The organism is Palleronia sp. THAF1 (genome assembly GCF_009363795.1).
GTDB lineage: Bacteria > Pseudomonadota > Alphaproteobacteria > Rhodobacterales > Rhodobacteraceae > Palleronia.
On sequence record NZ_CP045420.1, the window covers coordinates 1 to 26,611 of the forward strand.

Annotated in this window: 26 protein-coding genes and 1 pseudogene; 17 read left to right on the forward strand and 10 right to left on the reverse strand. The window is 64.8% G+C overall.

The window, feature by feature from the left end; translation table 11 throughout:
- Positions 1-10 precede the first annotated feature (10 nt).
- The 3 genes and pseudogenes from dnaA to recF all read left to right on the forward strand — a co-directional run.
- Positions 11-1,386 (forward strand): annotated as a pseudogene (gene dnaA, locus FIU81_RS00005) (chromosomal replication initiator protein DnaA); the annotation flags it as partial.
- 114 nt (positions 1,387-1,500) lie between these two features.
- Positions 1,501-2,619: a DNA polymerase III subunit beta gene (dnaN, locus tag FIU81_RS00010; protein WP_124110050.1), complete on the forward strand. Its 1,119-nt coding sequence runs from the start codon at positions 1,501-1,503 to the stop codon at positions 2,617-2,619.
- Between the two features lie 68 nt (positions 2,620-2,687).
- Positions 2,688-3,755: a DNA replication/repair protein RecF gene (gene recF, locus FIU81_RS00015; protein WP_124110049.1), complete on the forward strand. Its 1,068-nt coding sequence runs from the start codon at positions 2,688-2,690 to the stop codon at positions 3,753-3,755.
- Here recF and FIU81_RS00020 read toward each other — a convergent pair.
- Positions 3,745-4,188 (reverse strand): pyridoxamine 5'-phosphate oxidase family protein, encoded by a 444-nt coding sequence (locus tag FIU81_RS00020; RefSeq protein WP_124110048.1) that lies wholly within the window; start codon positions 4,186-4,188, stop codon positions 3,745-3,747. The two genes, recF and FIU81_RS00020, sit on opposite strands and share 11 nt — an antisense overlap.
- Positions 4,189-4,305: 117 nt before the next feature.
- Here FIU81_RS00020 and FIU81_RS00025 point away from each other — a divergent pair, with 117 nt between their 5' ends.
- Positions 4,306-4,926, forward strand: a complete 621-nt coding sequence (locus FIU81_RS00025) for a LysE family translocator (RefSeq protein WP_124110047.1) — start codon at positions 4,306-4,308, stop codon at positions 4,924-4,926.
- A gap of 78 nt (positions 4,927-5,004) precedes the next feature.
- The gene (gyrB, locus tag FIU81_RS00030; RefSeq protein WP_124110046.1) at positions 5,005-7,422 is read left to right on the forward strand and encodes a DNA topoisomerase (ATP-hydrolyzing) subunit B; all 2,418 of its coding nucleotides are present in this window, start codon (positions 5,005-5,007) and stop codon (positions 7,420-7,422) included.
- Between the two features lie 127 nt (positions 7,423-7,549).
- Here gyrB and FIU81_RS00035 read toward each other — a convergent pair whose 3' ends face one another.
- Entirely contained in the window at positions 7,550-8,035 is a 486-nt protein-coding gene (locus FIU81_RS00035) for a peroxiredoxin (protein ID WP_124110045.1), read from the reverse strand.
- Between the two features lie 69 nt (positions 8,036-8,104).
- Here FIU81_RS00035 and FIU81_RS00040 point away from each other — a divergent pair, with 69 nt between their 5' ends.
- Both FIU81_RS00040 and rsmD read left to right on the forward strand, forming a co-directional pair.
- The gene (locus FIU81_RS00040; protein ID WP_124110044.1) at positions 8,105-9,307 is read left to right on the forward strand and encodes an NAD(P)/FAD-dependent oxidoreductase; all 1,203 of its coding nucleotides are present in this window, start codon (positions 8,105-8,107) and stop codon (positions 9,305-9,307) included.
- Complete coding sequence (gene rsmD, locus FIU81_RS00045) at positions 9,304-9,861, forward strand: 16S rRNA (guanine(966)-N(2))-methyltransferase RsmD (RefSeq protein WP_124110043.1); 558 nt, start codon at positions 9,304-9,306, stop codon at positions 9,859-9,861. The genes FIU81_RS00040 and rsmD overlap by 4 nt, the downstream gene beginning before the upstream one ends.
- On the opposite strand, the gene FIU81_RS00050 is transcribed toward rsmD, so the two are convergent.
- Genes FIU81_RS00050 through sfsA form a run of 3 tightly spaced genes read right to left on the reverse strand, consistent with a single transcriptional unit; the run spans position 9,848 to position 12,605 of the window.
- Entirely contained in the window at positions 9,848-11,032 is a 1,185-nt protein-coding gene (locus tag FIU81_RS00050; RefSeq protein ID WP_172971354.1) for an MFS transporter, read from the reverse strand. The genes rsmD and FIU81_RS00050 overlap by 14 nt on opposite strands.
- Positions 11,025-11,834: a type I methionyl aminopeptidase gene (gene map / locus FIU81_RS00055; RefSeq protein ID WP_124110041.1), complete on the reverse strand. Its 810-nt coding sequence runs from the start codon at positions 11,832-11,834 to the stop codon at positions 11,025-11,027. Before map ends, FIU81_RS00050 begins: the two co-directional genes overlap by 8 nt.
- Before the next feature lie 57 nt (positions 11,835-11,891).
- The gene (sfsA, locus tag FIU81_RS00060) at positions 11,892-12,605 is read right to left on the reverse strand and encodes a DNA/RNA nuclease SfsA (RefSeq protein ID WP_124110741.1); all 714 of its coding nucleotides are present in this window, start codon (positions 12,603-12,605) and stop codon (positions 11,892-11,894) included.
- Positions 12,606-12,651: 46 nt separating this feature from the next.
- On the opposite strand from sfsA, the gene FIU81_RS00065 reads away from it, so the two are divergent.
- From FIU81_RS00065 to FIU81_RS00080, 4 genes are read left to right on the forward strand one after another with little or no spacing between them, the layout of a single operon-like run.
- Positions 12,652-13,383: a competence/damage-inducible protein A gene (locus FIU81_RS00065; protein ID WP_124110040.1), complete on the forward strand. Its 732-nt coding sequence runs from the start codon at positions 12,652-12,654 to the stop codon at positions 13,381-13,383.
- Positions 13,380-14,081, forward strand: coding sequence for a GNAT family N-acetyltransferase (locus tag FIU81_RS00070; RefSeq protein ID WP_124110039.1), 702 nt, complete (start codon positions 13,380-13,382; stop codon positions 14,079-14,081). The genes FIU81_RS00065 and FIU81_RS00070 overlap by 4 nt, the downstream gene beginning before the upstream one ends.
- Positions 14,078-14,644 (forward strand): peroxidase-related enzyme, encoded by a 567-nt coding sequence (locus FIU81_RS00075; protein ID WP_124110038.1) that lies wholly within the window; start codon positions 14,078-14,080, stop codon positions 14,642-14,644. Before FIU81_RS00070 ends, FIU81_RS00075 begins: the two co-directional genes overlap by 4 nt.
- A complete protein-coding gene (locus tag FIU81_RS00080; protein ID WP_124110037.1) occupies positions 14,641-15,540 on the forward strand; it encodes an OmpA family protein in 900 nt (299 codons plus the stop codon). Before FIU81_RS00075 ends, FIU81_RS00080 begins: the two co-directional genes overlap by 4 nt.
- Here the strand turns inward: FIU81_RS00080 and FIU81_RS00085 are convergent, their stop codons facing one another.
- The 4 genes from FIU81_RS00085 to ilvD form a co-directional block, all read right to left on the reverse strand.
- On the reverse strand, positions 15,541-16,446 hold the full coding sequence (locus tag FIU81_RS00085; protein ID WP_124110036.1) for a LysR family transcriptional regulator: 906 nt from the start codon (positions 16,444-16,446) through the stop codon (positions 15,541-15,543). It abuts the gene before it with no gap.
- Positions 16,447-16,577: 131 nt separating this feature from the next.
- Complete coding sequence (locus FIU81_RS00090; protein ID WP_124110035.1) at positions 16,578-16,952, reverse strand: hypothetical protein; 375 nt, start codon at positions 16,950-16,952, stop codon at positions 16,578-16,580.
- Positions 16,953-16,961: 9 nt separating this feature from the next.
- Positions 16,962-17,726 carry a DUF6478 family protein gene (locus tag FIU81_RS00095; RefSeq protein ID WP_124110034.1) on the reverse strand — a complete coding sequence of 255 codons (765 nt, stop codon included), beginning with the start codon at positions 17,724-17,726 and terminating at the stop codon, positions 16,962-16,964.
- Positions 17,727-17,768: 42 nt separating this feature from the next.
- Positions 17,769-19,532 (reverse strand): dihydroxy-acid dehydratase, encoded by a 1,764-nt coding sequence (ilvD, locus tag FIU81_RS00100; protein WP_124110033.1) that lies wholly within the window; start codon positions 19,530-19,532, stop codon positions 17,769-17,771.
- A gap of 122 nt (positions 19,533-19,654) precedes the next feature.
- Between ilvD and FIU81_RS00105 the strand changes: the two genes are divergently transcribed.
- Genes FIU81_RS00105 through FIU81_RS00120 form a run of 4 tightly spaced genes read left to right on the forward strand, consistent with a single transcriptional unit; the run spans position 19,655 to position 23,688 of the window.
- Positions 19,655-20,545, forward strand: a complete 891-nt coding sequence (locus FIU81_RS00105) for a CPBP family intramembrane glutamic endopeptidase (RefSeq protein WP_124110032.1) — start codon at positions 19,655-19,657, stop codon at positions 20,543-20,545.
- Positions 20,542-21,417 (forward strand): CPBP family intramembrane glutamic endopeptidase, encoded by an 876-nt coding sequence (locus tag FIU81_RS00110; protein ID WP_124110031.1) that lies wholly within the window; start codon positions 20,542-20,544, stop codon positions 21,415-21,417. Before FIU81_RS00105 ends, FIU81_RS00110 begins: the two co-directional genes overlap by 4 nt.
- Before the next feature lie 55 nt (positions 21,418-21,472).
- Positions 21,473-22,411, forward strand: coding sequence for an acetyl-CoA carboxylase, carboxyltransferase subunit beta (accD, locus tag FIU81_RS00115; protein WP_124110030.1), 939 nt, complete (start codon positions 21,473-21,475; stop codon positions 22,409-22,411).
- Complete coding sequence (locus FIU81_RS00120) at positions 22,411-23,688, forward strand: bifunctional folylpolyglutamate synthase/dihydrofolate synthase (RefSeq protein ID WP_124110029.1); 1,278 nt, start codon at positions 22,411-22,413, stop codon at positions 23,686-23,688. The genes accD and FIU81_RS00120 overlap by 1 nt, the downstream gene beginning before the upstream one ends.
- On the opposite strand, the gene tsaD is transcribed toward FIU81_RS00120, so the two are convergent.
- Complete coding sequence (gene tsaD, locus FIU81_RS00125; protein ID WP_124110028.1) at positions 23,685-24,737, reverse strand: tRNA (adenosine(37)-N6)-threonylcarbamoyltransferase complex transferase subunit TsaD; 1,053 nt, start codon at positions 24,735-24,737, stop codon at positions 23,685-23,687. The two genes, FIU81_RS00120 and tsaD, sit on opposite strands and share 4 nt — an antisense overlap.
- A 76-nt stretch (positions 24,738-24,813) precedes the next feature.
- Here tsaD and FIU81_RS00130 point away from each other — a divergent pair, with 76 nt between their 5' ends.
- Positions 24,814-25,497 (forward strand): uroporphyrinogen-III synthase, encoded by a 684-nt coding sequence (locus FIU81_RS00130; RefSeq protein WP_172971356.1) that lies wholly within the window; start codon positions 24,814-24,816, stop codon positions 25,495-25,497.
- 4 nt (positions 25,498-25,501) lie between these two features.
- Entirely contained in the window at positions 25,502-26,599 is a 1,098-nt protein-coding gene (locus FIU81_RS00135; protein ID WP_124110026.1) for a COG4223 family protein, read from the forward strand.
- Positions 26,600-26,611 lie beyond the last annotated feature (12 nt).

Sequence of the window (26,611 nt, forward strand, 5' to 3'; positions counted from 1 at the left end):
ATGACGAACGATGGCTGGGGGAAGGTCAAGACTGCGCTCAAGAGCAAGGTCGGTGGCAACAATTATTCCATGTGGATCGAGCCTTTGGAATTCCGGGATCTAAGCGGTGGCGTGATGACGTTCGCCGTCCGCTCGCCCTTCGTGGGCACATGGGTGGATCGCTATTTCCGCGATCCGATCCTGCGCGAAGCAGAGGCGGCGGGGTTCGATGTTCATCGGCTGTCTTTTGTGACACAGGATGCCGCCAACACAGGTGCCGCACCGAGCGCGCATACACCGGAAGCACCCGGCGCGCCGGAGGCCCTGCCCGCCGCGCCGACCGCCAACGCCCGCCCCCGATCCGGCGAAGCGCTTCCGTTCGATCAGGAAAAGTCGTTCGACACCTTCGTTGTCGGCAAGCCCAACGAGCTGGCCTACGCCGCCGCGCGCCGGGTCGCCAGCGGTGGCCCCGTCTCGTTCAATCCGCTGTTCCTGTATGGCGGCAGCGGTCTGGGCAAGACGCACCTGATGAACGCCATCGCTTGGGAGCTGCAAGAGCGCGACCCGTCGCTGAAGATCCTGTTCATCTCTGCCGAGATGTTCATGCACCGCTTCGTTCAAGCGCTGCGCGAGAAGGACATGATGGGCTTCAAGGCCCTGTTCCGCGCCGTCGATGTTCTGATGGTCGACGATGTGAAGTTCATCGCGGGCAAGAACAGCACGCAGGAAGAGTTCTTCCACACGTTCAACGCGCTGGTCGGTATGAACAAGCAGATTATCCTGAGTTCGGACACCTCTCCGGGTGAGATCGACGGGCTGGAGAACCGGCTGGTCAGCCGTTTCAACTCGGGCCTTGTGATCGACATTCATCCCACCAGCTACGAGCTGCGTCTGGGCATCCTGCAACGCAAGATGGACATCTACGCCCGCAAGTTCCCCGGTGCCGTCATCGGTGAGGGTGTGATGAAATTCGTCGCCCACCGCGTCACCTCGAACGTGCGCGAGCTTGAGGGTGCGATGACGCGGCTCTTTGCGCATTCCTCGTTCCTGGAGCGGGAAGTCGACACCAACATGGCGCAGGAGTTCCTGCACGATCTGCTGAAGGGAAGCGAGCGCAAGGCGTCCATCGACGCGATCCAGCGCAGCGTGGCCGATCACTATGCCATCCGTCTGGCCGATCTGGTGGGTCCGAAACGCAACCGCGTCTATGCGCGGCCCCGTCAGGTGGCGATGTTCCTGGCCAAGGAGATGACGGATCGCTCGTTGCCTGAAATCGCGCGCAAGTTCGGCAAGCGGGATCATACGACGATCATGTACGGTATCCGCAAGATCGAAGAGCTGATGGTGCAGGATCAGTCCCTGACAGAGGACGTCACCCTGTTGCGCCGGGCACTTTCGGGGCAATAGGCGGCACGGGGGCCACGATTCGCGGAAATCCGCGCGAAAGGCAGTTGCACGGACCGCTCCAGCGGGTAGCGTGGCGATCCGACGACGCCCCACGAGACTGCGCAGGAGATCGAGATGAAATTCAGTATCGAACGCGGTGCCCTTCTGCGCGCCGTGGCACGCGCCCAATCCGTTGTCGAGCGTCGGAATACCATTCCGATCCTGGCGAACGTGCTGATCGAAGCCGAGGGCGACGAGATCCTGTTCCGCGCCACCGACCTTGATATCGAGGTGGTGGACCGCGCACCCGGCAAGGTCGAGCGTGCAGGGGCCACGACGGTCAACGCCGTCACTTTCCACGAGATCGTCCGAAAGCTGCCCGATGGTGCGCTGGTGTCGCTGACTGACGATGGCGCCTCGGGCCGTCTGACGGTGGAGGCTGGGCGATCCAATTTCGCGCTCGCCACGCTGCCCAAGCAGGACTTCCCGGTGATGGCGAGCGCTGAGTACGAGGCCAATTTCGCAGCACCCGCGCCTGTGCTGCGGCGGCTGTTCGACAAGTCGAAATTCGCAATCTCCACCGAAGAGACGCGCTACTATCTGAACGGCGTCTACATGCACGTGGCCGAGGCCGACAGTGGTCGGGTTCTGCGCTGCGTGGCGACCGATGGCCACCGCCTGGCACGGATCGATGCTGGTTTGCCGGAAGGTGCAGAAACGATGCCGGGCGTGATCGTGCCCCGCAAAGCCGTGGGTGAGTTGCGCAAGCTGCTGGAAGACGACGAGACGCAGATCGCGGTGTCCGTCAGCGAAACGAAAATTCGGTTCGCCACGCCGGAGATCACGCTGACGTCCAAGGTGATCGACGGCACGTTCCCAGATTACACGCGCGTCATTCCCCAGAACAACACGCGTCGGCTAGAGGTGGATGCCTCTGACTTTGCCCGCGCTGTCGACCGCGTCGCCACCGTGTCGTCCGAGCGCAGCCGCGCCGTGAAGATGCAGCTGGAGGACGACAAGCTGATCCTGTCGGTCAACGCGCCCGATGCGGGCAACGCCGAGGAAGAGCTTGTCGTCGCCTACCAGGACGAGAAGCTGGAGATTGGCTTCAACGCCAAGTACCTGCTGGAGATCGCCAGCCAGGTGGATCGCGAGAACGCAGTGTTCCTGTTCAATTCTTCCGGCGATCCGACCTTGATGCGCGAAGGTACGGACGAATCGGCGGTCTACGTTGTGATGCCGATGCGTGTGTGATCGGGCGTTGATCGGGGCTCTGCCCCAAACCCCGAGGTATTTTTCGAACAGTGAAGGAGGGCGCGCGGATGTATCTGACGCGCCTTGAGCTATCGCATTTCCGCTCGCACCGCCGATCGGTGTTAGAGGTGGACGCACGTCCCGTGGCGATCCACGGGCCGAATGGGGCGGGCAAGACCAATCTGATAGAGGCGGTGTCTATGCTGTCGCCGGGCCGCGGTCTGCGGCGCGCGGCAGCGGACGATCTGATGCGGCGGCCCCAGCAGGTGGGCTGGCGTGTGGGTGCCGAGGTGGGCGTGCATGAGATCGACACGCGGGCCGAGCCGAACCACGGACGCTCGGTACGGATCGACGGAAAAGCCACGCCGCAATCGGCATTGGCGAGGATCGTTCGGGTGCTCTGGCTGGTGCCGTCCATGGACCGGCTGTGGATCGAAGGCGCGGACGGGCGGCGGCGGTTTCTGGATCGTATGACCATGAGCTTTCTGCCCGCCCACGCCGAAGCCGTCTTGGCCTATGAAAAGGCGATGCGCGAGCGGAACCGACTGTTGAAGGATCAGGTGCGGGATTCGGCTTGGTATCGGGCGCTGGAGGCTCAGATGGCGGATGCGGGCGCCGATATCATCGCTGCACGCACCCATGCCGTGCGTCTGATCGCGGGCGCGCAAGGGGCGGCGCAGACCGCTTTTCCCGTGTCCACTTTGGCCATCGAAGATCCAGAGGGCGCCGCACCATTCAGCCTGGAAGCGTTGGAACAGGGGCGGGGCCGCGACATGGCGGCGGGCCGGACGTTGACCGGACCGCATCGCGCCGATCTATCCGCCGTCTACCGCGAGAAGGGCGTTGCGGCGGCGTTGTGTTCGACCGGCGAGCAGAAAGCGCTTCTGATCTCGCTGATTCTGGCGAACGCGCGCGCGCTGGCGGCGGAGACGGGGGCGCCTCCGATCCTGTTGCTGGACGAGGTGGCGGCGCATCTGGATGCGAACCGCCGCGCCGCGCTGTACGACGAAATCGAGGCACTGGGCGCGCAGGCCTGGATGACGGGAACGGGGCCGGAGTTGTTCGCTGATCTGGGCGATCGCGCCCGCCATCTGGAAGTGACCGAGACAGCGGGCGAAAGCGTCGTTACAGGGTGAATTCACCCTGATCCATGCCGGACCAATACGTCACCCGATCCGCATGCACCTTGATGAGGATCATGCCCGGTGTCTCGATGCCGTCCTTGAACCAATATTCCAGGTCCGGAACCCAGTGTTCCGCGAAGGTGGATTTGTCATCTATAAGTTCCGCCTTGCCCTGAACCGCGACCATGTTGCCCGGCTTGCCGACCAGCCCCATCACACCCCCGGTGCCCTGAAAACTGAGCGAGACGTGGGGATCCGCGCGGATATCGCGTATCTTGCGACTGTTCTCGTAGCTGAAGAAATAGCTGTCACCATCGTAATCCACGTCGCCGTTGCTGGACATCGGACGCGTGGCGATCCGGTCGCCATCGGTTTTCGTTTCCATCATGCAAAAGTCGATGTCGGCCATCATCTCGGCCACATCCTTCATGGTCTTGTCGCTCATCCGGGCTCTCCTGACCGCCGATCCGGTACGGACCTGTGAGCGGACAACACCGGTTGGCCCCGACCGGTTCAGACGGGGTGCTATTTCCTGCGCTGCACAGATGGGGCATTAGGCGGAATGACGCTTTCGGCCCTTGATCTCGCTGTTTACGCCGCAGCCCTTTTCGCGCTGTTCCTGACGCCGGGACCGGTGTGGGTGGCGATGCTGGCGCGCACGTTGTCGGGTGGCTTTCACGCCGCGTGGCCGCTGGCGCTGGGTGTTCTGGTGGGCGATGTCCTCTGGGCGTTGCTGGCGATCCTTGGGGTGGGCTGGCTGGTCTCGGTCTACGGCGGGTTCCTCGACGTCCTGAAGTGGGTCGCTTGCCTTGTGTTTATCGGGATGGGCCTTCTGATCCTGCGCCACCGGGATGCCCAGGTCGGGCGGGACAGCCGCTTGACGCGCCCTGGAATGTGGGCGGGGTTCATTGCCGGTCTGGTTGTCATCATCGGCAATCCGAAGGCGATCCTGTTCTACGCAGGCATGCTGCCGGGCTTCTTCGATCTTGCCGCGCTGACGGTGTGGGATATCGCAGCAATCTGCGGATTGTCCGCCGCCGTGCCCTTGGTCGGCAACCTGATCCTGGCCGGAATGGTGGGGCAGGTGCGCCGTCTTCTGGCCAGTCCGGCGGCGGTACGTCGGACCAATACCATCGCCGGAATTTTGTTGATCGCGGTCGGTCTGGCAATCCCGTTTCTCTGACACCAAATCTGGGGGATTGGCGTGACATTCCCCCCCAGAAGCGGTAAAAATCGCCAACAATAGAAAGTTCAGGCGATCATGGCAGACATCTCGGCGAACGAGCCCGCATATGGCGCGGATTCCATCAAGGTTCTCAAGGGCCTGGAGGCTGTGCGCAAGCGGCCCGGCATGTATATCGGCGACACCGACGACGGGTCCGGCCTGCATCACATGGTCTATGAAGTCGTGGACAACGGCATCGACGAGGCTTTGGCCGGTCATGCTGACCGCGTTGTGGTGACGTTGCACGCCGATGACAGCGTGTCGGTGCGTGACAACGGGCGCGGCATTCCGGTGGATATGCATACGGGCGAAGGCGTGTCGGCGGCGGAAGTCATCATGACCCAGCTGCACGCGGGCGGTAAGTTCGACCAGAACAGCTATAAGGTGTCGGGCGGTCTGCACGGCGTGGGCGTGTCGGTCGTGAACGCGCTGTCCGATTGGCTGGAGCTGCGCATCTGGCGCGATGGCAAGGAGCACACCGCTCGGTTCGAAGGCGGCTTTACCACCCGCTCGCTGGCGGTCGTAGGCGATGCGAACGGCGAGCAGGGGACCGAGGTGCGCTTCATGGCCAGCACCGATACGTTCAGCAATCTGGAATACAGCTTCAAGACGCTGGAGGCGCGTCTGCGCGAGCTAGCGTTCCTGAACTCTGGCGTACGCATCCTGATCCGCGACGAACGCCCCGCCGAACCCATCGAGACGGAGCTTTTCTACGAAGGTGGCGTGAAGGAGTTCGTGAAGTACCTCGATCGTTCGAAGACCGGCCTGATCACCGATCCGATCTTCTTCACTGGAGAGCGGGACGGCATCACCGTCGAAGTCGCGATGTGGTGGAACGACAGCTACAACGAGATGGTGCTGCCCTTCACCAACAACATCCCGCAGCGCGATGGCGGCACGCATTTGGCGGGCTTCCGGGGTGCGCTGACGCGGACACTAAACCTGTACGCGGGCCAATCTGGCATCGCCAAGAAAGAGAAGGTGAACTTCACCGGCGACGACGCACGTGAGGGACTGACAGCGGTTCTGTCCGTGAAGGTGCCCGATCCGAAGTTTTCCAGCCAGACCAAGGACAAGTTGGTCAGCTCTGAGGTGCGCCCTGCTGTCGAAGGCCTGATGAACGAAAAGCTGGCCGAGTGGTTCGAAGAGAACCCGGCCGATGCGCGCACCATCGTCACCAAGATCGTCGAAGCGGCGCTGGCCCGCGAAGCCGCCCGCAAGGCCCGCGAGATGACGCGCAAGAAGTCATCTCTCGATGTGGCGAACCTGCCCGGCAAGCTGGCGGACTGTCAGGTGAAAGACCCCGCCCAGCGCGAAGTTTTCCTGGTCGAGGGCGACTCGGCCGGCGGCTCGGCCAAACAGGGTCGGGCGCGCTTCAATCAGGCTGTGCTGCCGCTGAAGGGTAAGATCCTGAACGTCGAACGCGCACGCTTTGACCGGATGCTGTCCAGCCAAGAGATCGGGACGCTGATCACCGCGCTCGGCACCGGCATCGGGCGGGACGAGTTCGATATCTCGAAGCTGCGTTACCACAAGGTCATCATCATGACCGACGCCGACGTGGACGGCGCGCACATCCGCACGCTGTTGCTGACGCTGTTCTTCCGCCAGATGCCCGAGCTGATCGAGGGCGGGTATCTGTATATCGCGCAACCACCGCTGTACAAAGTCGCGCGGGGCAAGTCCGAGGTTTACCTGAAGGACGAGGCCAGCATGGAAGACTACCTGATTCAACAGGGTGTCGACGGAGCCGTGCTGCGCCTGACCAACGGCGACGAAATCGCAGGCAACGATCTGCTGCGCGTGGTGGAAGAAGCGCGGACCGTGCGCCGGATTCTGAACCAGTTCCCGACCCACTACCAGCACACCATCCTGGAGCAGGCCGCCATCGCCGGAGCCTTCGCGCCGGGCGTGGCCGACAGTGACCTTCAGGGCGCTGCTGACCGCGTCGCCGCCCGGCTCGACCAGATCGCGACAGAATATGAAGTTGGCTGGCAGGGGCGTATCACGCAGGATCACGGTATCCGCCTGTCCCGCGTTCTGCGCGGTGTGGAAGAGTTGCGCACGCTCGATGGTGCGGTCCTGCGCTCGGGCGAAGCGCGGCGGCTTGGCACGGAAACAGAGGCACTGCGCGGGGTCTATACCGATCCTGCGAAGCTGGTGCGCAAGGACCGCGAACAGACGATCCACGGCCCGCTCGACCTGTTGAACGCCATCACCGACGAAGGCCAACGCGGCCTGACGCTTCAGCGCTACAAGGGTCTGGGAGAGATGAACCCCGACCAGTTGTGGGAAACCACGCTGGACCCGGAAGCGCGCACGCTATTGCAGGTAAAAGTGGAAGACGTGGCCGAGGCCGACGACATCTTCACCAAGCTAATGGGCGACGTGGTCGAACCGCGCCGCGACTTCATCCGTGCCAACGCGCTGATGGTCGAGAACCTGGATACCTAAAGATCAGTCGGGCAGAGCGTATGAGTAACAACGCGGATCTGCTGCAGCAGCCTATCGCGCGCCTATCCGAAACCAAACGGCCCCCCGACGCACTGGATCACAAGCGTCCCGCCGGTGTGCCGGTCGGCTACAACGCTTCAAGAATCGCGTCGCCGCCGGACATGTTGCAGGTGCCGGGCTCGTCCTCCTGAACAGTCTCTACCTTGCCGTCCCGGATCACCGCCGCGTAGCGCTTGGATCGATCGAAAAAACCGACGGGAGGCGCGGTGAAGGCCATGTCGGCAGCCTTGGTGAAGTCGGACGCCGGATCGGCCAGCATCGTGATCCCCGCATCATGCGCGCCGGTGCTGTCGCCCCACGCCTGCATGACGAACGGATCGTTGACGGCGACGCAGATCACCTCGTCCACGCCCTTTGCCTTCAGCCCGTCCATCGCGTTGATGAAGGACGGCACATGGGCGGTCGTGCAGGTGCCGGTGAAGGCGCCGGGCAGGCCGAACAGGACGACGGTGCGGCCCTTCAGCCGTTCGGACAGTTTCACCTCTTCGGGGCCGTTTTCGCCCATTCGCAGAAGGGTGGCGTCGGGCATCGTGTCTCCGGGGCGCAGCGGCATGGTGTCGTCCTTTGCATGGGGTCCGAGCCTCGTTATAGCCGCTTCAAGCGGGTTGGACAGGGGGTCGTCATGGCGCATTTCGTGGTCGTCGGAGCAGGGCAAGCCGGGCAAAGCTTGTGCGCCACGCTGCGCGCCGAGGGGTTCGACGGCCTGATCACGCTTGTGGGGGCCGAAGATGTGCCACCCTACCAGCGCCCGCCCTTGAGCAAGGGCTACTTGCTGGGCGAGATGGCGCGAGAACGGCTCTTTCTGCGGCCAGAGGCCTGGTATGCCGACCAGGATATCACCCTGCGGCTTGGGCAGCCCGCGCATGGGATCGACCCGGCAGCCAAGACGGTACGCGTGGGCGATGATGTGCTGCCTTACGATCAACTGGCGATTACCACCGGGTTGGTGGCGCGGCCCCTGCCTGCAGAGGTCGGCGGCGATCTGGACGGCGTCTTCACGATCCGCACTCTGGCCGACATCGACGCGCTGAATGCTCCACTGCGCGCGGCAGGGCGCGTGGTGGTCGTGGGGGGCGGCTACATCGGGTTGGAAGCGGCGGCGGTGGCCCGCAAGTTGGGGGCCGACGTCACGGTCATCGAGGCGGGCGAGCGTATCCTTGGTCGCGTTGCCGCGTCCGAAACAGCGGCCGAGATGCGGGCGATCCACGCAGCACATGGCGTGACGATCCGCGAGAATGAGGCGCTGGAGCGGCTGACCGGAACCGGGTCTGTCGACGGCGCGAAGCTGCAATCGGGCGAGGTTCTGCCCGCCGATCTGGTCATCGTCGGCATCGGAGTCCTGCCGCGTTGCCTGATCGCCGCCGAAGCGGGGCTTGAGGCGGATGGCGGCGTTGTCGTTGACGAACTGGGCCGCACGTCTGACCCCTCGATCTGGGCGGCGGGCGACTGCGCGCTGTTTCCGTTCCGGGGCGCGCATGTGCGCTTGGAGTCTGTGCAGAACGCCATCGACATGGGCGCTGCCGTCGCGCGCAACATGCTGGGAGCGGGCGCGGCCTATGTGCCGGAGCCGTGGTTCTGGTCCGACCAATACGACACGCACCTGCAGATCGCCGGGCTGAACACCGGGTATGACCGTTTGGTCACGCGCGCCGATACGGGCCGCTCGCATTGGTATTTCTGCGGCGAATCCCTGCGCGCGGTGGACGCGATCGACGACGCCCGCGCCTATATGGTCGGCAAGCGGCTGTTGGCAGCGGGCGCGCAGGTCTCTCCCGAAGAGATCGCCGATCCCGACACGGATCTGAAAGCGCTGTTGAAACGATGAGGATCATCGCCGGTCGCCATCGCGGACGGGCCTTGGCCGATGTGGGCAAGGGCGACACCCGCAACCACCTGCGCCCGACCACGGATCGCGTGCGCGAAAGCCTGTTCAACGTGCTGACAGGCGGGCGCTATGGCGATCCCATCACGGATGCGCGCGTGCTCGACCTGTTCGCGGGTACCGGTGCGCTGGGGCTAGAGGCTCTGTCGCGCGGGGCGGATCATGCGACGTTCGTGGATTCGGGGCGGGCGGCGCTGACGTTACTTGGGAAGAATATCGCGCTGTTGGCTGAGGCCGAGCGCTCGCAGGTGTTCAAGACCGACGCGACGCGACTTCCGCCCGCCGCGATGCCTGCGACACTGGTCTTCCTCGATCCGCCCTACGGGCAAGGGTTGGGAGAGCGCGCCATGACATCCGCCTTGGCGCAGGGCTGGATCGCGGAAGATGCGCTGATCGTGTGGGAGGAGTCATCGCAAATCGACGTGCCGCCCACGTTGGAAAAAGTCGACGCGCGCCGCTATGGCGATACGTGGATCACGCTGGCTACTGTCCGCTGATCCGACGCGAGAGCAGGACGTGCGCAAAGGCGAGTGCCGCACCGATGCCCGCGACGGGACCGAGGGCGGTCAGCGACCAGCCTGCCAGCACCAAGCCGCCGATGCCCGATCCAATGGCCGCGCCCACGTAGATCGCCGCGGCGTTCAAGGCCAGCACGACGCCGGGCCGTTCCGGAAGGATCGACAGGATGCGCAGTTGTTGCCCGGCCATGAACGACCAGCCGAAGACGGACCATACGCCCAACAAGCCGAACAGCAGCCAGCCGGGATAGGGCAGGAAGAAGAACAGCGGCATGATCAGAGTTTGTGCGCCCGACAGGATCAGCAGCGTTGTCACCGCGCCCAAGCGGTCCGCCATCCAACCGCCGATGATGTTGCCCGCAACGGCGCCCGCGCCAAAGATCAGAAGTGCGGCTGTGACGCCGTTGCGCCCGTAGCCCATCGTCTCTGACAGCAAGGGCGCGAGGTAGGTGTAGAGAACATAGATCGCGCCAAGGAACGTCGCGGTGAACAGGATCGCCAGCATCGCGGGGCCGTTCGCCAGCGTCTTGCCAAGGTCCGACAGCGATGCGGGCGGAATCTCCAACCCCTTTGGTACGCGAGTCCAGATCAGCCACAGGCAGGGCAGGGCGAGCGCGACCACGATCAGGAAGCCCGCGCGCCATCCGAAGGTGTAGCCGACGAAGCTGCCCATCGGCACACCCGCGACTTGCGCGACGGTCAATCCGATAATCACGGCAGCCAACGCCTTTCCGCGCGTTTCCGGCGGCGACAGGGCGGCGGCGACCGAGGCCGTGACGGGCGTGAACATTCCCGCCCCGGCGGCGGCGATAATGCGGCTGAGGTGAACGATCAGTTCCGATGGCGCGAGGGCGGTGCCAAGGCTGCCCAGCGCGAAGATGCCCATGGCAATGGCCAACAGGCGCCGCCGCCCCAGTGCGCCGGTCAGTGCGACCAGCACGGGGGACATCAGGGCATAAGCGATGGCGTATGTCGTCATCGCTGTGCCGATCGCGGCGGGAGTCGTGCCGAAGTCTTCGGCCATCGGGTTTACAAGGCCGATCAGCACGAACGCCCCCATGCCGATCACGAAATTCGACGCCGAGAGGGACCAGATGACGATGCGTGCGCCGTGTGCGGGGGCGGTGCCGGTGGCCGCCGCGTCAACCATAAGTGGGGTGGAAACGCCCAGCGGGCGACAGCGTGAAGATTTGCACGCCATCTGCCGTGACGCCCACCGAATGCTCGAACTGCGCGGACAGGGACTTGTCGCGCGTCACCGCCGTCCAGTCATCGGCAAGCACCTTTGTCTCTGGACGGCCAAGGTTCACCATCGGCTCGATGGTGAAGAACATACCCTCTTCCAGCACGGGCCCGGTCTTGGGGCGACCGTAGTGCAGCACGTTGGGCGGCGCATGAAAGACGCGGCCCAGACCGTGTCCGCAGAAATCGCGCACGACGGACATGCGTTGCGCCTCGACGTAAGATTGAATCGCGTAGCCGATGTCACCGAAGGTGGCGCCGGGCTTCACGGCCTCGATCCCCTTCATCAGGGCGTCATGCGTGACCTCGATCAGACGTTCGGCTTTGCGGGGCAGTTTTCCGGCGACATACATCCGCGATGTGTCGCCGAACCAGCCATCGACGATGACGGTCACGTCGATGTTCAGGATATCGCCGTCCTTCAGCGTCTTCGGCCCCGGAATGCCGTGGCAGACCACGTGGTTCACGCTGATGCAGGACGCGTGCTGATAGCCGCGATATCCGATGGTGGCGGATGTCGCGCCCGCCTCAGTCACCCAGGTTTCGATCAAGCGATCCAGTTCGGCGGTGGACTGGCCCGGGACCACATGCTCGGCGATACGATCCAGGATCGTCGCGGCGAGTTCGCCAGCAACCATCATGCCGTCGAAATCCGCCGCGTCGTGCAGGCGAATGCCGTCTTTCGTCAGATGTCCGGTCGAGCGGTCCACGGTCTTTCCTTTCGTGGTCTTTCTGCGCCGCAGTATAGCGAGCGCGCTAACAAAAGGCTACTCACCCGCGTGGATCGGCAAGGGGCGGCGCAACGTCACACCGCTTGTGTCGATGGCGGTGTCATAGGCGATAGCCTCGACCCCGGCGGCACGGGCGCGTGCGAAGGCCGTCGCGTAACCGGGATCAAGGTCTTTCGCCAGCCGAAACCGGGCGCAATCGGTGCGTTGGATCAGATACAGCATCACCGCGCGATGGCCTTGGCGCACCATGTCCGACAGTTCGTCCAAGTGACGCGCGCCGCGCAGGGTGACGCAATCTGGAAACTCGGCCCAGTCATCGGTGCGGCGCAGGTGGACGTTCTTCACCTCGACATAGGCATCCCGAAGGCCCGGTTCTGTCAGCAGGAAATCGACGCGGCTTTTCTGGCCATACTTCACTTCTGGCCGCACCGTTCCGTAGTCGGCCAATTCGGGAATGGCCCGCGCCCGCAGTGCTTCGCCCACCACGCGGTTCGGCACGGCGGTGTCGATCCCGGCCCATTCGTCGCCCGGCAGTTCAACCAATCGCCAGCCGTAGCGCAGCTTGCGCTTGGGGTCGTCGTTTGGCTCGACCCAGACCGGCGTGCCAAGCGCATTCAGACCCATCATCGTGCCGGGGTTGGGGCAATGGGCGCGCACGGTCTCTCCGGTGTCGTCCAGCGTGACCTCGGACAGAAAGCGGTTCCAGCGGCGGACAAGGCGGCCACGGATCAGGGGCGATTGAAAGCGCATGGCGTGGGGGTATGTTGCGGGGCAACCGCTTGCAAGGAATGCCGTCATGACCAACCCCACCGCCGCGATGCTGGTCATCGGCGACGAGATCCTGTCGGGCCGCACCCGCGACTCGAACAGTCACCATCTGGCGGGTCGTTTGACCGAGCATGGAATCGACCTTCGGGAAGTCCGTTTCATCGGGGACGACGCGGCCACGATCACGGCAACGACGCGCGAGTTGTCCGCGAAGTATGGCCACGTCTTCACCTCTGGCGGGATCGGTCCGACCCATGACGACATCACGGCCGACTGCATCGCTGCCGCCTTCGACACGCCTATCGACGTACGCGACGACGCCCGCGCGATCCTTGCCGCCCATTACGACGCACGCGGGGTAGAGATGAACGACGCCCGCCTGCGTATGGCCCGCATCCCCGATGGGGCGACGCTGATCGACAATCCGGTCTCTGCCGCGCCGGGCTTTTCCCTGCAGAACGTCCACGTCATGGCGGGTGTGCCGAAGATATTCGAGGCGATGCTGGAAAGCCTGTTGCCCACTCTGACCGGGGGCGCGCGGTTGCAGAGCCGGTCGTTGATGGTGGACCGGGGAGAAGGCGATATCGCCGAAGGGCTATCCCAGGTGGTGGCCGCGCATCCCGGCGTCTCGGTCGGCAGCTATCCGGCCTGGGGCGGTGCGGGCTACAAGGTCAGCATCGTGCTGCGCGCGGCGGATGAAAGCGCGCTGGAGGCCGCGATGGCGCAGTTGCGCGCGCTATTTCCGGAAGGCCGAGAGTGACCGACTACGATCTTCTGCACGCCACCTGGCCTCCGGCGTCCTTGCGATCTCTCGGCCCGTTTACGCTGCGCGACGGCGGGGGTGGCGGCAAACGTGTGAGCGCGGCAAGCGTCGAGGGTACTCCGACTGACCCCGAACTGGATACGGCGGAAAAGCACACAGACCTGTTCGCAGTGCGCCCCGATCAGACGGACTTCGACATGGTGCTGGCCGATCGGGGGTATGAATTGGTTGATCCGACGCTGATCCTGTCCTGCGACGTTGCCGCTCTGACTACGCCAGAGCCCTCACCCGTCAGCGGTTTCACTGTTTGGCCGCCCTTGCAGGTGCAGCGCGACATCTGGGCCGAGGGTGGGATCGGACCCGCTCGTCTCGCCGTCATGGATCGCGTCACCGGCCCCAAGACCAGCATCCTTGGACGTGCGCAGGACAAGCCTGCCGGGGCCGCTTTCGTTGCGATCCACGGCGGCACCGTGATGGTCCATGCGGTCGAGGTGCGCGCGGGACTGCGCCGCTTCGGTCTTGCCACCCATATGATGCGCCACGCCGCGCGCTGGGCGCAGGTCAGGGCCGCGACCCGGATCGCGGTGCTGGTGACGGAAGCCAACACCGCCGCCATCGCGCTTTACCGGGGCTTGGGACTGACCGGTGGCCGGTGCTATCACTATCGTAGCAAACCGAAGGACACCCGCCCATGACCGATGCCCCCACCGCGCTGGACCTGCCGCCGGTCGATCCGTTGCCCGACGCGACACAGAAATACTTCGACGTCTGCCAAGAGAAGCTGGGCATGGTGCCGAACGTGCTGCGCGCCCATGCCTTCGATATCGACAAGCTGAACACCTTCACCGCGCTGTACAATGAGCTGATGCTGGCCGACTCTGGCCTGACCAAGCTGGAGCGTGAGATGATCGCGGTGGTCGTCTCATCCTGCAATCGCTGCTGGTATTGCCTTGTGGCGCACGGTGCCGCCGTGCGGCAGCTCTCAGGCGATCCAATGCTGGGCGAACAGCTGGTGATGAACTGGCGTGTCGCTAACCTAGATGCGCGTCAGCATGCGATGCTGGCCTTCGCTTGGAAGCTGACGGAAGCCGTGTCCGAGGTGGTCGAGGCTGATCGGCAGGCCTTGCGCGATGCGGGCTTCACGGACCGGGACATCTGGGACATCGCCAACGTCGCAGGCTTCTTCAACATGACCAACCGCGTCGCCACCGCGACGGAAATGCAGCCCAACGCCGACTATCACGCGCAGGCGCGGTGATACGCGCGGCGCTGATTTTCGCCGTCTGGGGGGCGAGCGCGCAGGCTTTGACGCTGGAACTGCCCGCGCCCGCTAGAAAGGTCGAGACGGTGTCGCAGTCCGGCTCGGCTTCTTTGCCAACGGGCGCGTGGTCCGGCGGTTCGGTGCCCACGCAGCGGGCCGAGGGACAGGTGACGCGAACGGCGTGGCGTTTGCCGGGACAGACGCGGACCGTGCAGCAGATCCTTGCACCCGCTCGGGATGCGCTGCGCGAGGCGGGATACGAGATCGGGTTCGACTGCGCGGATGCAGAGTGCGGCGGGTTCGATTTTCGCTTCGCGCTCGACCTGCTTCCGCCGCCTTCGATGTATGTCGATCTGGGCAACTACCGATATGTTCTGGCGCGCGGCGTGGATGGGGCCGTCGTCTCGCTGGTAGCCAGCCGTGCCGCTTCGGCCGGATACCTGCATGTGACTGAGGTGCTGCCCGAAGGCACAATGCCATCTCAGGCCGTGACCATAGCCGCCCCGTCCGCTGCAAGCGGCCCGGTCTGGGACAGTCTGCGCAGAAACGGACGCGCGGTTCTGGATGATCTGGTCTTCGCGACCGGATCGTCCGCGTTGGCGGGCGGGCCGTTCGGGTCGCTTGGGGCGTTGGCAGAGGGGTTGCGCAGCGATCCAGGCACAAAGATCACGTTGGTCGGCCACAGCGATACGGAAGGCGGGCTGGAGCCGAATATCGCGATCTCGCGCGCGCGGGCACGCGCGGTGCGCAAGACGTTGATCGGCGAATACGACATCGCCCCTGACCGTATCGCGGCAGAGGGCGTCGCCTACCTAGCGCCCCGCGCCTCTAACCTGACAGCAGAGGGGCGCGAGGCGAACAGGCGGGTCGAAGTCGTTCTGACGCCCGATTGATTACCAGATGTCGGGGCCTTTGTCGGCGTAGGCATGGGCCAGGAAGTCGATGAAGGCGCGCACCTTGGGCTGCGTGAAGCGGCCCGGCGGATAGACGGCGTAGATGCCCTGGGTCTCACCCGGAAGATCGGGGATGGCCTCTTCCACGAGGCCTTGCTTCATCGCGTCCGCGTACAGGAACGACGGCAGGTAGGCAATTCCAAGGCCAGAGATCGCGGCGTTCAGCAGCGACTGCCCGTCATTCACCGACAGCCAGCCAGAGGTACGAACCTGTCGCTTCTCGCCCGACGGCGCGGTCAGCTTCCAGACGGACCCGTTGGCCTGACTGGAGTAGTGCAGCAGCTTGTGTTCGTTCAGGTCATCGATCCGCTGCGGACGGCCGAACTTTTCGAAGTAGCCTGGTGAAGCGACCATTCGCTTCGTCGTGTCGGTCAGCTTGCGGGCGCGCAGCGTGCTGTCTTCAAGCTCGCCGATGCGGATCGCCAGATCGAACCCTTCCGAGATCAGCTCGACGTAGCGGTTGTTCAGGATCATGTTGACCGTGATTTCCGGGTATTCGCCCAGAAACTCGCCCAGGATCGGTGACAGATGATTGACCCCGAAATCGGTCGCGACGCTGATGCGCAGCAAGCCCGACGGCGCGGATTGCATCGAAGTTACAAGACTGTCGGCCTCTCCGGCGTCGTTCAGAACGCGGCGGGCGCGGTCGTAATAGGCCAATCCGATCTCTGTTGGGGACACGCGGCGCGTGGTGCGATTCAGCAGCCGTGCGCCAAGACGCGCTTCCAGCGACGAGACATGCTTCGACACGGCGGACTTCGAGATGCCCATTTTCTTGGCGGCATCGGTGAAGCCGCCCTGATCGACGACCGTCGCGAAGGCCTCCATTTCCGTAAGTCTATCCATTGTCTGCCCTATTCATTCACGACACCCCTCGTTGTTTCCAAGGTATGCCGGTCGATCTGGGCAGGAATGCGGAGCGGGCCGGACAATGTCGCGACGCTTCCGGGATCGTATCGTGAAACGAAACGGGCCGGTTACTCGGCCATCAGGGCGCGCAGGCTGCGTTTGAGCAGGTCAAGCTCGTCCCGCAGCAGCGCGAGCTCGGCGGTCATGTCGGCAGAGACTTGTTTGCCCGACGCGATGTGCAGCGACGCCAGCGTGGTGCCGCTGGCTTTGTCCAGCAGGTGCACGCTTTGCAGCCCATCCGACAGAACGGCGCGCGGCAGCTTCACCGTGATTTGCAGCGCAGAGTCGTCTTCCGCGACCTGCGTGTCCGGGATGGTGCGGTGCAGGTGGCTGGCCTCTAGCTTTGGCGGGTCGCCACTGCCCTCCAGCCGCACGGTCCAGACGCCGTCTTGCAGGTCGCTGCCGATTGCGGTCCAGCCATTTGTGATCCGATCATGTTTCATGGTGCGACCTTACATTTCCGCCCGAAGGTGCCGACTGACGATCAGATCGCGCAGCACCACGCGGTTCATCCGGGGGTTGCCGAAGATGATATCGAGCCACGCGCTTTCGATGCGCGGCTCGGCGATATCGGTGTAGGCCAGATCGAAATCGACTTCCGGTGTGCTGTGGCGCATGTCGAGTTCCCGCACGACCTGTTCGGTGTTCGGGCCGTGCTTGACGTTCAGACGGGCGTACACCTCGATCTCGCTTTCGGCTTCGATCTGAACCAAAGCGTGGACAACGTGGCTAAGCGTCAGGCCTTCCACCGCCTCTTTCGGCAGTTCGACCACGAGGCTTAGGAAAGAGCCCGCGAAGTTCAGCACATCGAAGGCGATGCCATAAGGCGCGGACGCGGAATAGGCGCGCCCGGCGGTCTGGCGCAGGCTGATTTCCGACACGGGGCAGTCGTGGAACATCTTCACGCTGTCGCCCAGCGCAGTGCCAGAGGCGATGCCCGCGTGGCCCGGCGCCGTCATTCGGCTGCTGAACACGTCAGGCCGCCAGACCCAGTCGGAATCACGCGGTGCCTGCGGAGCCGTGTTCGTCACGCTTCCCGCAAGACGGCCGTCCATCTTTGCAATTGCGCGGTCCAGAACGGCGCGATCGTGACTGGCCTGATCGCGCAGGTTGGCCAAAGTGGCGGGGTCCATCGCCTCGGCAGACTCCGTCACACGCGTCCAGCGCCGCAAGGTACGCTGCCGTGCAAGATCGTCGAGGCCGCCAATCATGTTCATCACTCCGTCATGCCACGCTTGGATTACCGCAAAGTGAACGTATCACAGATCCATGTAGATGTGCGTCTCTGCAGCGGCGCCCGGATGGGTGACGGCGCCCTTGTAGGTCGGCCCCACCAGCTGCGAGAACTTCCACAGGGCACCGCTTGCGTAGTTGGTGGGCTTCGCCCCGGTCCAGTCTGCACGGCGTGCATCCAGCGTCGCGTCGTCCAGATCGACGGAAATTTCGCCCTTCACGGCGTCGATGGTGATCATGTCGCCATTCTGCAGAAGCGCGATGGGGCCGCCCTGTGCCGCTTCGGGGCCGACATGGCCCACGCAGAAGCCGCGCGTCGCACCTGAGAATCGGCCATCGGTGATCAGCGCGACCTTCTTGCCCATGCCCTGACCGGACAGGGCGGCAGTGGTCGACAGCATCTCGCGCATGCCCGGCCCACCAGCGGGGCCTTCGTTGCGGATGACGATCACTTCGCCTTCCTTGTAGGTGCGGGCCTTTACGGCTTCGAACGCTTCTTCCTCGGACTCGAACACGCGGGCGGGGCCGGTGAACACCTGTTCCTCGGCGCTCATGCCCGCGACTTTCACGATGGCACCTTCGGGGGCCAGGTTGCCTTTCAGACCAACGACGCCGCCGGTCTTGGTGATGGGCGTATCGATGGAGTAGATCACCTTGCCGTCGGCCTCGCGGTCGATCAGGTCCAACTCCTCGCCGATGGAGCGGCCCGAGGCGGTTACGCAATCCTCGTGGATCAGGCCCGCCTTGCGCAGTTCTTTCATCACGACGGGGATGCCGCCCGCGTCGTACAAGTCCTTTGCGACGTAGGCGCCGCCCGGCTTCAGGTCGACGAAGTAAGGCGTATCGCGGAAGATTTCGCAGACGTCTTCCAGGAAGAAGTCGATCCCGGCCTCATGCGCGATGGCGGGCAGATGGAGGCCTGCGTTGGTCGAGCCACCGGTGCAGGCGACGACGCGCGCGGCGTTTTCCATCGCCTTGCGGGTCACGACATCGCGGGCTCGGATGTTCTGCTCCAGCAGGTTCATCACAGCTTCGCCAGACGCCGACGCGAACTGGTCGCGGCTCTCGTAAGGGGCGGGCGCGCCGGAGGAGTTGAAGAGCGCAAGGCCGATGGCCTCGGACACGCAGGCCATGGTGTTGGCGGTGAACTGGCCGCCGCAGGCCCCGGCGCTGGGGCAGGCGACGCGCTCCAGGATCGCCAACGCCTCGTCAGACAGTTCGCCATTCTGGTGACGGCCGACGGCTTCGAACATGTCCTGCACGGTCAGGTCGCGGCTGGCGAAGTCGGCGGGCACATCGGCACCGGCGGGCACCTTGCCCGGCAGGATCGAGCCGCCGTAGATGAAGACCGACGGCACGTTCAGCCGCACCATCGCCATCATCATGCCCGGCAGCGACTTGTCGCAGCCCGCAAGACCCACCAGCGCGTCGTAGCAGTGGCCGCGCATGGTCAGCTCGACCGTGTCGGCGATGGCCTCGCGCGATGCGAGGGACGATCGCATGCCCTCGTGGCCCATTGCGATGCCGTCGGTCACGGTGATCGTGGTGAACTCACGCGGGGTGCCCGATGCGGCCTTCACGCCCAGCTTGACCGCCTGGGCCTGACGCGACAGGGCGATATTGCAGGGGGCGGCTTCGTTCCAGCAGGTCGCGACGCCGACGAGCGGCTGCGCGATCTCGGCTTCGGTCATGCCCATTGCGTAGTAATACGAGCGGTGCGGTGCCCGTGCGGGGCCTTCGGTGACATGCCGGCTTGGCAGTTTCGACTTGTCCGTTTTGCCTTTCAACATGGCACTTTCCCCCGCTGGTTCGTTTGCGTCGGAATAGGCGAGCAAAGGCGCGGCGACAAGGCCGTTCCCCTTGGGTGCCGTGACCGATAGAGGTGACGCCGACCGTTGCCGGAGTCTATCCAATGTCCCTTTCTGCCGCCTTCGACCGCTTTGTCGATCCCGCCCGCAAACGCCCGGCCCTGTGGCGGGTTCTGCTGGGGCTGGTTGTCGTGGCCGTGGTGATGACGATCTGGTTCGCGGCGATCTTCGGCGGTGTGTGGTTGGCGGGGGGCTTTCCGCTGATGGATGCGGTGATGCCCGAACTGGTTGAAGCGGACACCTCGCGCGGCACCCTGCTTTTGCTCGGCACCTTCGTTGGCATGATGCTGGGCACGATGCTGGCGGCGCGGTGGCTGCACAAACGCGGCCCCGGAACGCTGTTTGGGCCACGGCACATGGTTCTGCGGGATTTCGCTTGGGGCGCGGGGGCCATCGCTCTGGTGGTCGTGGTGTCCACGCTGCTGCTGGGTTCGATAGGCCCGCAGCCGATGCCGAACCTGTCGTTGGGGCTTTGGCTGCAATTGCTGATCCCGGCGCTGGTGTTGGTGCTGATCCAGACCGGCGCGGAAGAGGTGCTGTTTCGCGGCTACCTGATGCAACAGCTTGCCGCGCGCTTTCCGGTCGCGCCCGTCTATCTGGCCCTGCCCGCCGTCCTGTTCGGCGTGTTGCACTACGATCCCGTCACGGGCGGAGACAACGCGTGGCTGATTGCCGCCTCTGCCACATTGTTCGGTCTGATCGCGGGCGACCTGACGCGCGTGACGGGTAATCTGGGCGCGGCTTGGGGGCTGCACTTCGCGAACAACGTGGCTGCGATCCTGCTGGTCGGGACGACGGGGACAATCACTGGGCTAGCGCTGTATGTCACACCGTTTCCCGCGGATGACATCGCGACACTGCGGCCTCTGATCCTGCTGGACAGCGCGGTTCTGATTGCTGTGTGGGCCGCCCTGCGCTGGCGGCTGAAACGGTGAGCACCTACGCGCCCATGCAGCAGTTCGCTGCGGCCTTCCGAGGGCAATCCGGGGGTGCGATCATGGGTGGTGTGATCTGTGCGATGGCGGCCTTTGCGGTTCTGGGCGTTGTGATCAGCAGTGTTGGGCTCGCGCCCGGCACTGATCCGGTGTCGATCACGCTGATCCTGTGCAGCTATGCGCTTCCCGCAGTGGCGCTTCTATTCTGGGCGGGGCGCAAACAGGGGATCGAGCCGGGCGCTCTGTTCGGCCCGTCGCCGCAGGTCCGGATGGACGCGGCCATCGCGGCGCGACGGGTTCTGGCGAGCCTTGGCGCGATTTTCGCCCTGACGATCCTGGCCATCGGCCTGTCCGGAGCGATCGAGCCACCCGATGCCGCAGAGGCCGGGCGCATGCGCGACGCCGCGCCGTGGCTGGCCGCACTGCCCTTCGCGGCGGTCGCCGTTCTGCTTCAATCTGGTAGCGAAGAGGTGTTGTTCCGCGGCTATCTGATGCCCGCCCTGCGCGCGCGATCCGCCAATCCGTGGGTCTGGTTGGCCGGTCCCGCCATCCTGTTCGGAATGGCCCATGTGCCCTACGCCGAGACGTGGCAGGACGGTGCGTTCCTGTTCATCGTGACGGGCCTGCTGGGCCTTGCGCTGGGCGATCTGACGGCGCGCACCGGATCCATCGGCGCGGCGGTCGGCCTGCATTGGGCGTGGAACGTCTGGCAATTCATTCTGTTCGCGGAAGAGGGCAGCCCGATGAGCGGCTACGCCCTTTTCCTGCAACCCACCGCCCCAAGGGCGGACTTTGGCCCGTTGACCCTGCTGGCGGTCGCGCTGACGATCCTGATCCCGTGGCTGGCGATCCGGTTGGGGCTGCGCCGTTGATTGCATTCCGGCGCCGTGCGACCTAACTCCCTGCGTGTACCAAGCGGGATCGCCCATGAACTGGATCACCAATTACGTCCGCCCCAAGATCGGCTCGCTGTTCAATCGGCAGGAGACGCCGGATAACCTTTGGACCAAATGCGGCGAATGCGGCTCTATGCTGTTTCACCGCGAGTTGTCGGAAAATTTGCAGGTCTGCACCCATTGCGGCCACCATATGCAGATTAGTCCGCGCGACCGGTTCACGGCGCTGTTCGACGGTGGTGCGTTCTCGGAGATCGAGGTCGAAAAGCCGATCGCCGATCCGCTGCAGTTCCGCGATCAGAAGAAATACCCTGACCGTCTGCGCGCGGCGCAGCGCGCCACCTCGGAAAAAGAGGCGATGCTGGTCGTCGAGGGTGATGTCGGCGGCGTGCCCATCGTGGCCACCGCGCAGGACTTTTCCTTCATGGGCGGGTCCATGGGGATGTATGTCGGCAACGCCATCCTTGCCGCCGCGACCCGCGCCGTAGAGACGAACCGCCCCTTGGTGCTGTTCTCCGCCGCCGGTGGCGCGCGCATGCAAGAGGGCATCCTGAGCCTTATGCAGATGCCGCGTACGACCGTGGCGGTGGAAATGCTGCGAGAGGCCAACTTGCCCTACATCGTCGTGCTGACCCACCCCACGACCGGCGGCGTCACCGCGTCCTACGCGATGCTGGGCGACGTGCAGATTGCCGAACCCAACGCGCTGATCTGCTTTGCCGGACCGCGCGTGATCGAACAGACGATCCGCGAAAAGCTGCCCGAAGGCTTCCAGCGGGCAGAGTATCTTCTGGACCACGGGATGCTCGACCGCGTGACCGACCGGCGCAAAATGCGTGACGAACTGACGGTGATCCTGCGGATGCTGCTGGGCATGGACGCACCCGTCGCCGCCGACCTGCCGCCACCGCCAGCGGTTTCGACCGAAGGCGCCGTCGCCACCCAGCCGCCCGCGACCGCTGAAAGCTGATGGCCGCGCCTGAACGGGGATCGGACGTCATCCTCGACCGCCTGATGGCGCTGCACCCGAAGATCATCGACCTGTCGTTGGATCGGATGCGGCGGCTGCTCGCTGCGTTGGACCATCCCGAAAAGCGCCTGTCGCCTGTGATCCATATCGCCGGGACGAACGGCAAGGGCTCGACGCAGGCCATGATTCGCGCGGGTCTAGAGGCCGATGGGAAGGCGGTTCACGCCTACACCTCGCCCCACCTTGCGCGCTTCCACGAACGCATTCGTGTGGCGGGAGAGCTGGTCACCGAGGACGCCCTGTCCGGCCTTCTGGACCGTTGCGAAGCGGCGAACGGCGGTGAGGCGATCACCTTCTTCGAAGTCACGACCGCCGCCGCTTTATTGGCATTCGCGGAAACGCCTGCTGATTACACGCTGTTGGAAGTGGGTCTCGGCGGTCGTCTCGACGCGACCAATGTGATCGACCCTGCGCTGTGCGTGATCACGCCGGTCTCCATCGACCATCAGCAATATCTGGGCGACACGCTGGCGCAGATCGCGGGGGAGAAGGCGGGCATCCTGAAGCGTGGTGTGCCCTGCATCGTCGGCCCGCAAGAGGACGACGCGCTGGACGTGATCGAGGCGCGCGCCGAACGGCTGGGTGCGCCGCTTCGCGCCTATGGCCAGCACTGGCACGTGTCCGAGGAACGCGACCGGTTGGTCTATCAGGATGAACGCGGCCTTCTCGACCTGCCGCTGCCCATTCTGCCAGGCGCGCATCAGATCGCGAACGCGGGCGCGGCGCTGGCTGTGCTGCGGGAGTTGGGCGCCTCCGAAGAGGCTTGCGAAGCCGCCGTCACCCGCGCCGTCTGGCCCGCCAGGATGCAGCGGTTGATGCAGGGGCCGTTGGTGGATGCGGCCCCTGATGCGCAGATCATCTTGGACGGCGGCCACAATCCGGCGGCGGGCGTGGCCATTTCCGCGACGCTGGCACGGATGCCCAAACGGCCGACGCACCTGGTCTGCGGGATGCTGAACACGAAGGATGTGTCGGGCTATCTGCGCCCCTTGGCCGCCCATGCCGAAAGCCTGACGGCTGTTTCGATCCCCGGTGAGGCCAACACTCTGCCCGCAGAGACAACGGCTGACGCGGCGCGCGGTGTCGGAATGAAGGCACAAGTGGCCGAAGATGTGCTGGAGGCAGTGAAGGCCATCGCCCGCGATACGCCCAACGCGCGCATCCTGATTTGCGGTTCGCTGTACCTTGCCGGCCGCGTGCTGCGCGAAAACGGCTAGGCCTTCGCGCCGCGCTTGCCCGATCCCAGCATCGGTGCCGCGTCCTCGTCCAGCGGCCATCGGGGGCGAGCAGGAAGGTCCATGCCATCTCGGCGGCCCAAGGCGAACAACTCCGACCCCACCCAGGCGATCATCGCGGCGTTGTCGGTGCACAGGGCCAATGGCGGGGCGAGGAAGGGGATCGGCGTGACCTGTTCCAGCGCCGTGCGAACAGCGCCGTTCGCCGCAACGCCGCCCGCGACCGCGAAAGCCGTTGCATCGGGGCACAGAAGCAGCGCGCGGCGCGCCTTCTCGGCCAGAACATCGGCGACCGCTGCTTGGAACCCCGCGCAGATGTCGGCACGAACGGATGAGGGTAGGGCGCCATTGACCAACGCCCCGTCCCGCGCGCGCAGAACGGCGGTCTTCAGGCCAGAGAACGACAGATCGCAGCCGTCGCGGTCCAGCAGGGGGCGCGGGAAGCGAAAGGCTGTTGGATCGCCGTCGCGCGCGGCCGCTTCGACCGCGGGGCCGCCGGGCTGGGGCAAGCCCAGCAGCTTTGCAACCTTGTCGAAGGCCTCTCCCGGTGCATCGTCGATGGTTCCGCCGAGCCGCGTGAAGCGTTCTGCGCTGTCGACGCGCAGGAATTGGCAGTGCCCGCCGGAGACCAGAAGCATCAGGTAGGGATAGGCGACGTTATCGGTCAGGCGCGGTGTCAGCGCGTGGCCTGCAAGGTGATTCACCCCGATCAGCGGCAGTCCCGTCGCGGCGGCAATGCCCTTGGCGCACATGACGCCCGACATCACGCCACCGATCAGCCCCGGTCCGGCCGTCACCGCCACGGCATCCAGATCGTGCAGTCCGACACCCGCCTGCGCCAGTGCAGACTCCACGCACAGGTCCAGCTTTTCCACATGCGCCCGCGCCGCGATCTCTGGCACGACACCGCCGAAATCGGCGTGCAGGTCGGTTTGCGAAGATACGACGGTCGACAGGATATCCCGACCGCGCAGGACGGCAGCGGCGGTATCGTCGCAACTGGATTCGATGCCTAGGATCAAAGGGGTCATGGGGCAGCCGTTCGGAAGGGTCGGATGGGCCTATCACTCGGGCCCTCGTCCGTCCATAAAGCTTGCCATGATCGTGTTGACCCGCCCTCTTCCTGCCGCGCAGCGATTCGCGCGGATGTTGCGTCGGGCGGGTGCGACGGACCCGATCCTGTTTTCGCCCATCATTCGGATCGAATTGACCGGACAGGGCGCGCTGCCCGCTGGCACGCTGGTGTTCACCTCGGAAAATGGCGTCCACGCGGCGGCTGCGATGGGCGCTTTGGTGGGGCGGGACGTGATCGCCGTCGGCCCGCGCACCGCCGCTTCCGCCCGCGCGCAGGGGGCGCGGGTTACGGTTGGAAGCGGTGACGTGCAAACGCTGGCCGAAATGCTGATCGCCCAAGCAGGCGGGCCTTTCGTCCACCTGCACGGCGCGCATGTTACCGGCGATCTCGTCGGAAATCTGCGGGCCGCAGGACTTCAGGCCGCCGCCCGTGTGATCTACAACCAAACGCCGCATGCGCTGACAGAAGCTGCCCGCAACGCGCTTAAGTCCGACCGTCCCAGCGTCTTGCCGTTGTTCTCGGCAAAGTCCGCTGAATGGGTTGCGCAGGACCTTGCAGAGCAGCCTTCGAAAACGCTCATGGTTGCGCTGAGCGCGCAGGTGCGGGAAAGCTGGCCATGGTCAGGTGCGGCACTAGTTGCTGAAAGAACCGAAATCGGCGGTATGTGCGCTGCCGTGATGCAGGCCGTCAGCGGCCGAACGGGTGAAGGGGAATGATATCGTGAGCGAGACCGAGACCACCGAAACGTCGCAGGATACGCCCAGCCAGGCGTCCGAACCGACGGCTACGAAGTCTTCTGGCGGCGGAGGGTCCGTTCTGGCCGTCTTGCTCGGCGGCGTTCTGGCGGGCGGGATCGGCTATCTTGCCGCCTATTATACAGAGTTCGGCCTGTTCCAAACCGGCGACGCCGACGGATCGGACGAGATCTCGACCCTGATCGAAGAGCAGATCGCGCGTCTGAACGATGTCGAATCGCGTCTGGAAGGTGTCGGCGACACCAGCGCCGTCGATGCCGTGCAGTCCGAAGTGCAAAGCGTGAATGAACAACTTGGTGGTCTTGCGTCGCGCCTTGAGGGGATCGAAGGCGCATCCGGTCCCGATCTAACGCCGCTGGATGAGCGGCTTTCTTCGCTGGAAGAGCAGATCGGTCAACTCAGCCAGCAGATCGGCAACCCCGAAGCGACCGAGACGGACGCGACTCAATCGCAGCAGCTGGCAGACCTGACTTCGGAGCTTGATGCGCTGAGCGCCCGGATCGAGGAGCAGTCCGCCACTCTGGAAGAGCAGACCGCCGCCATCGAAGAGGCGCGCACCGCCGCGCAAAGCGAAGCGAACCGCATCGCCGCCCAAAGTGCCATCGCAGGCATTCGAACGGCCATCGAAAGCGGCGAAAGCTACGCTGACTCGATCGGCGCGCTGGAGTCCTCTTCCGACATGACCGCGCCCGAAGCGCTGTCTGCGTCGGCTGCTGATGGCGTTGCGACGCTGGCGTCGCTGCAGGATAGCTTCCCCGCTGCATCCCGCGATGCACTCTCCGCATCGGTGGCTGAAACCGCCGGTGACAGCCCGGTGGATCGCTTTGGCGCCTTTTTGCGCGCGCAGACCAACGCCCGTTCTTTGGGCGAGCGCGAGGGCGACGATCCCGACGCGATCCTGTCCCGCGCCGAAGCGCGCCTGTCCGAAGGCGACCTGCAGGCAACACTGACCGAACTGCAGGCTCTGCCCGAAGAGGGCCGCGCCGCCATGTCGGACTGGATCGAGCGTGCGCAGACACGTGAAGCCGCCAAGTCCGCCCTGTCCGAACTTTCCGCATCCTGAATATCCGAGGAC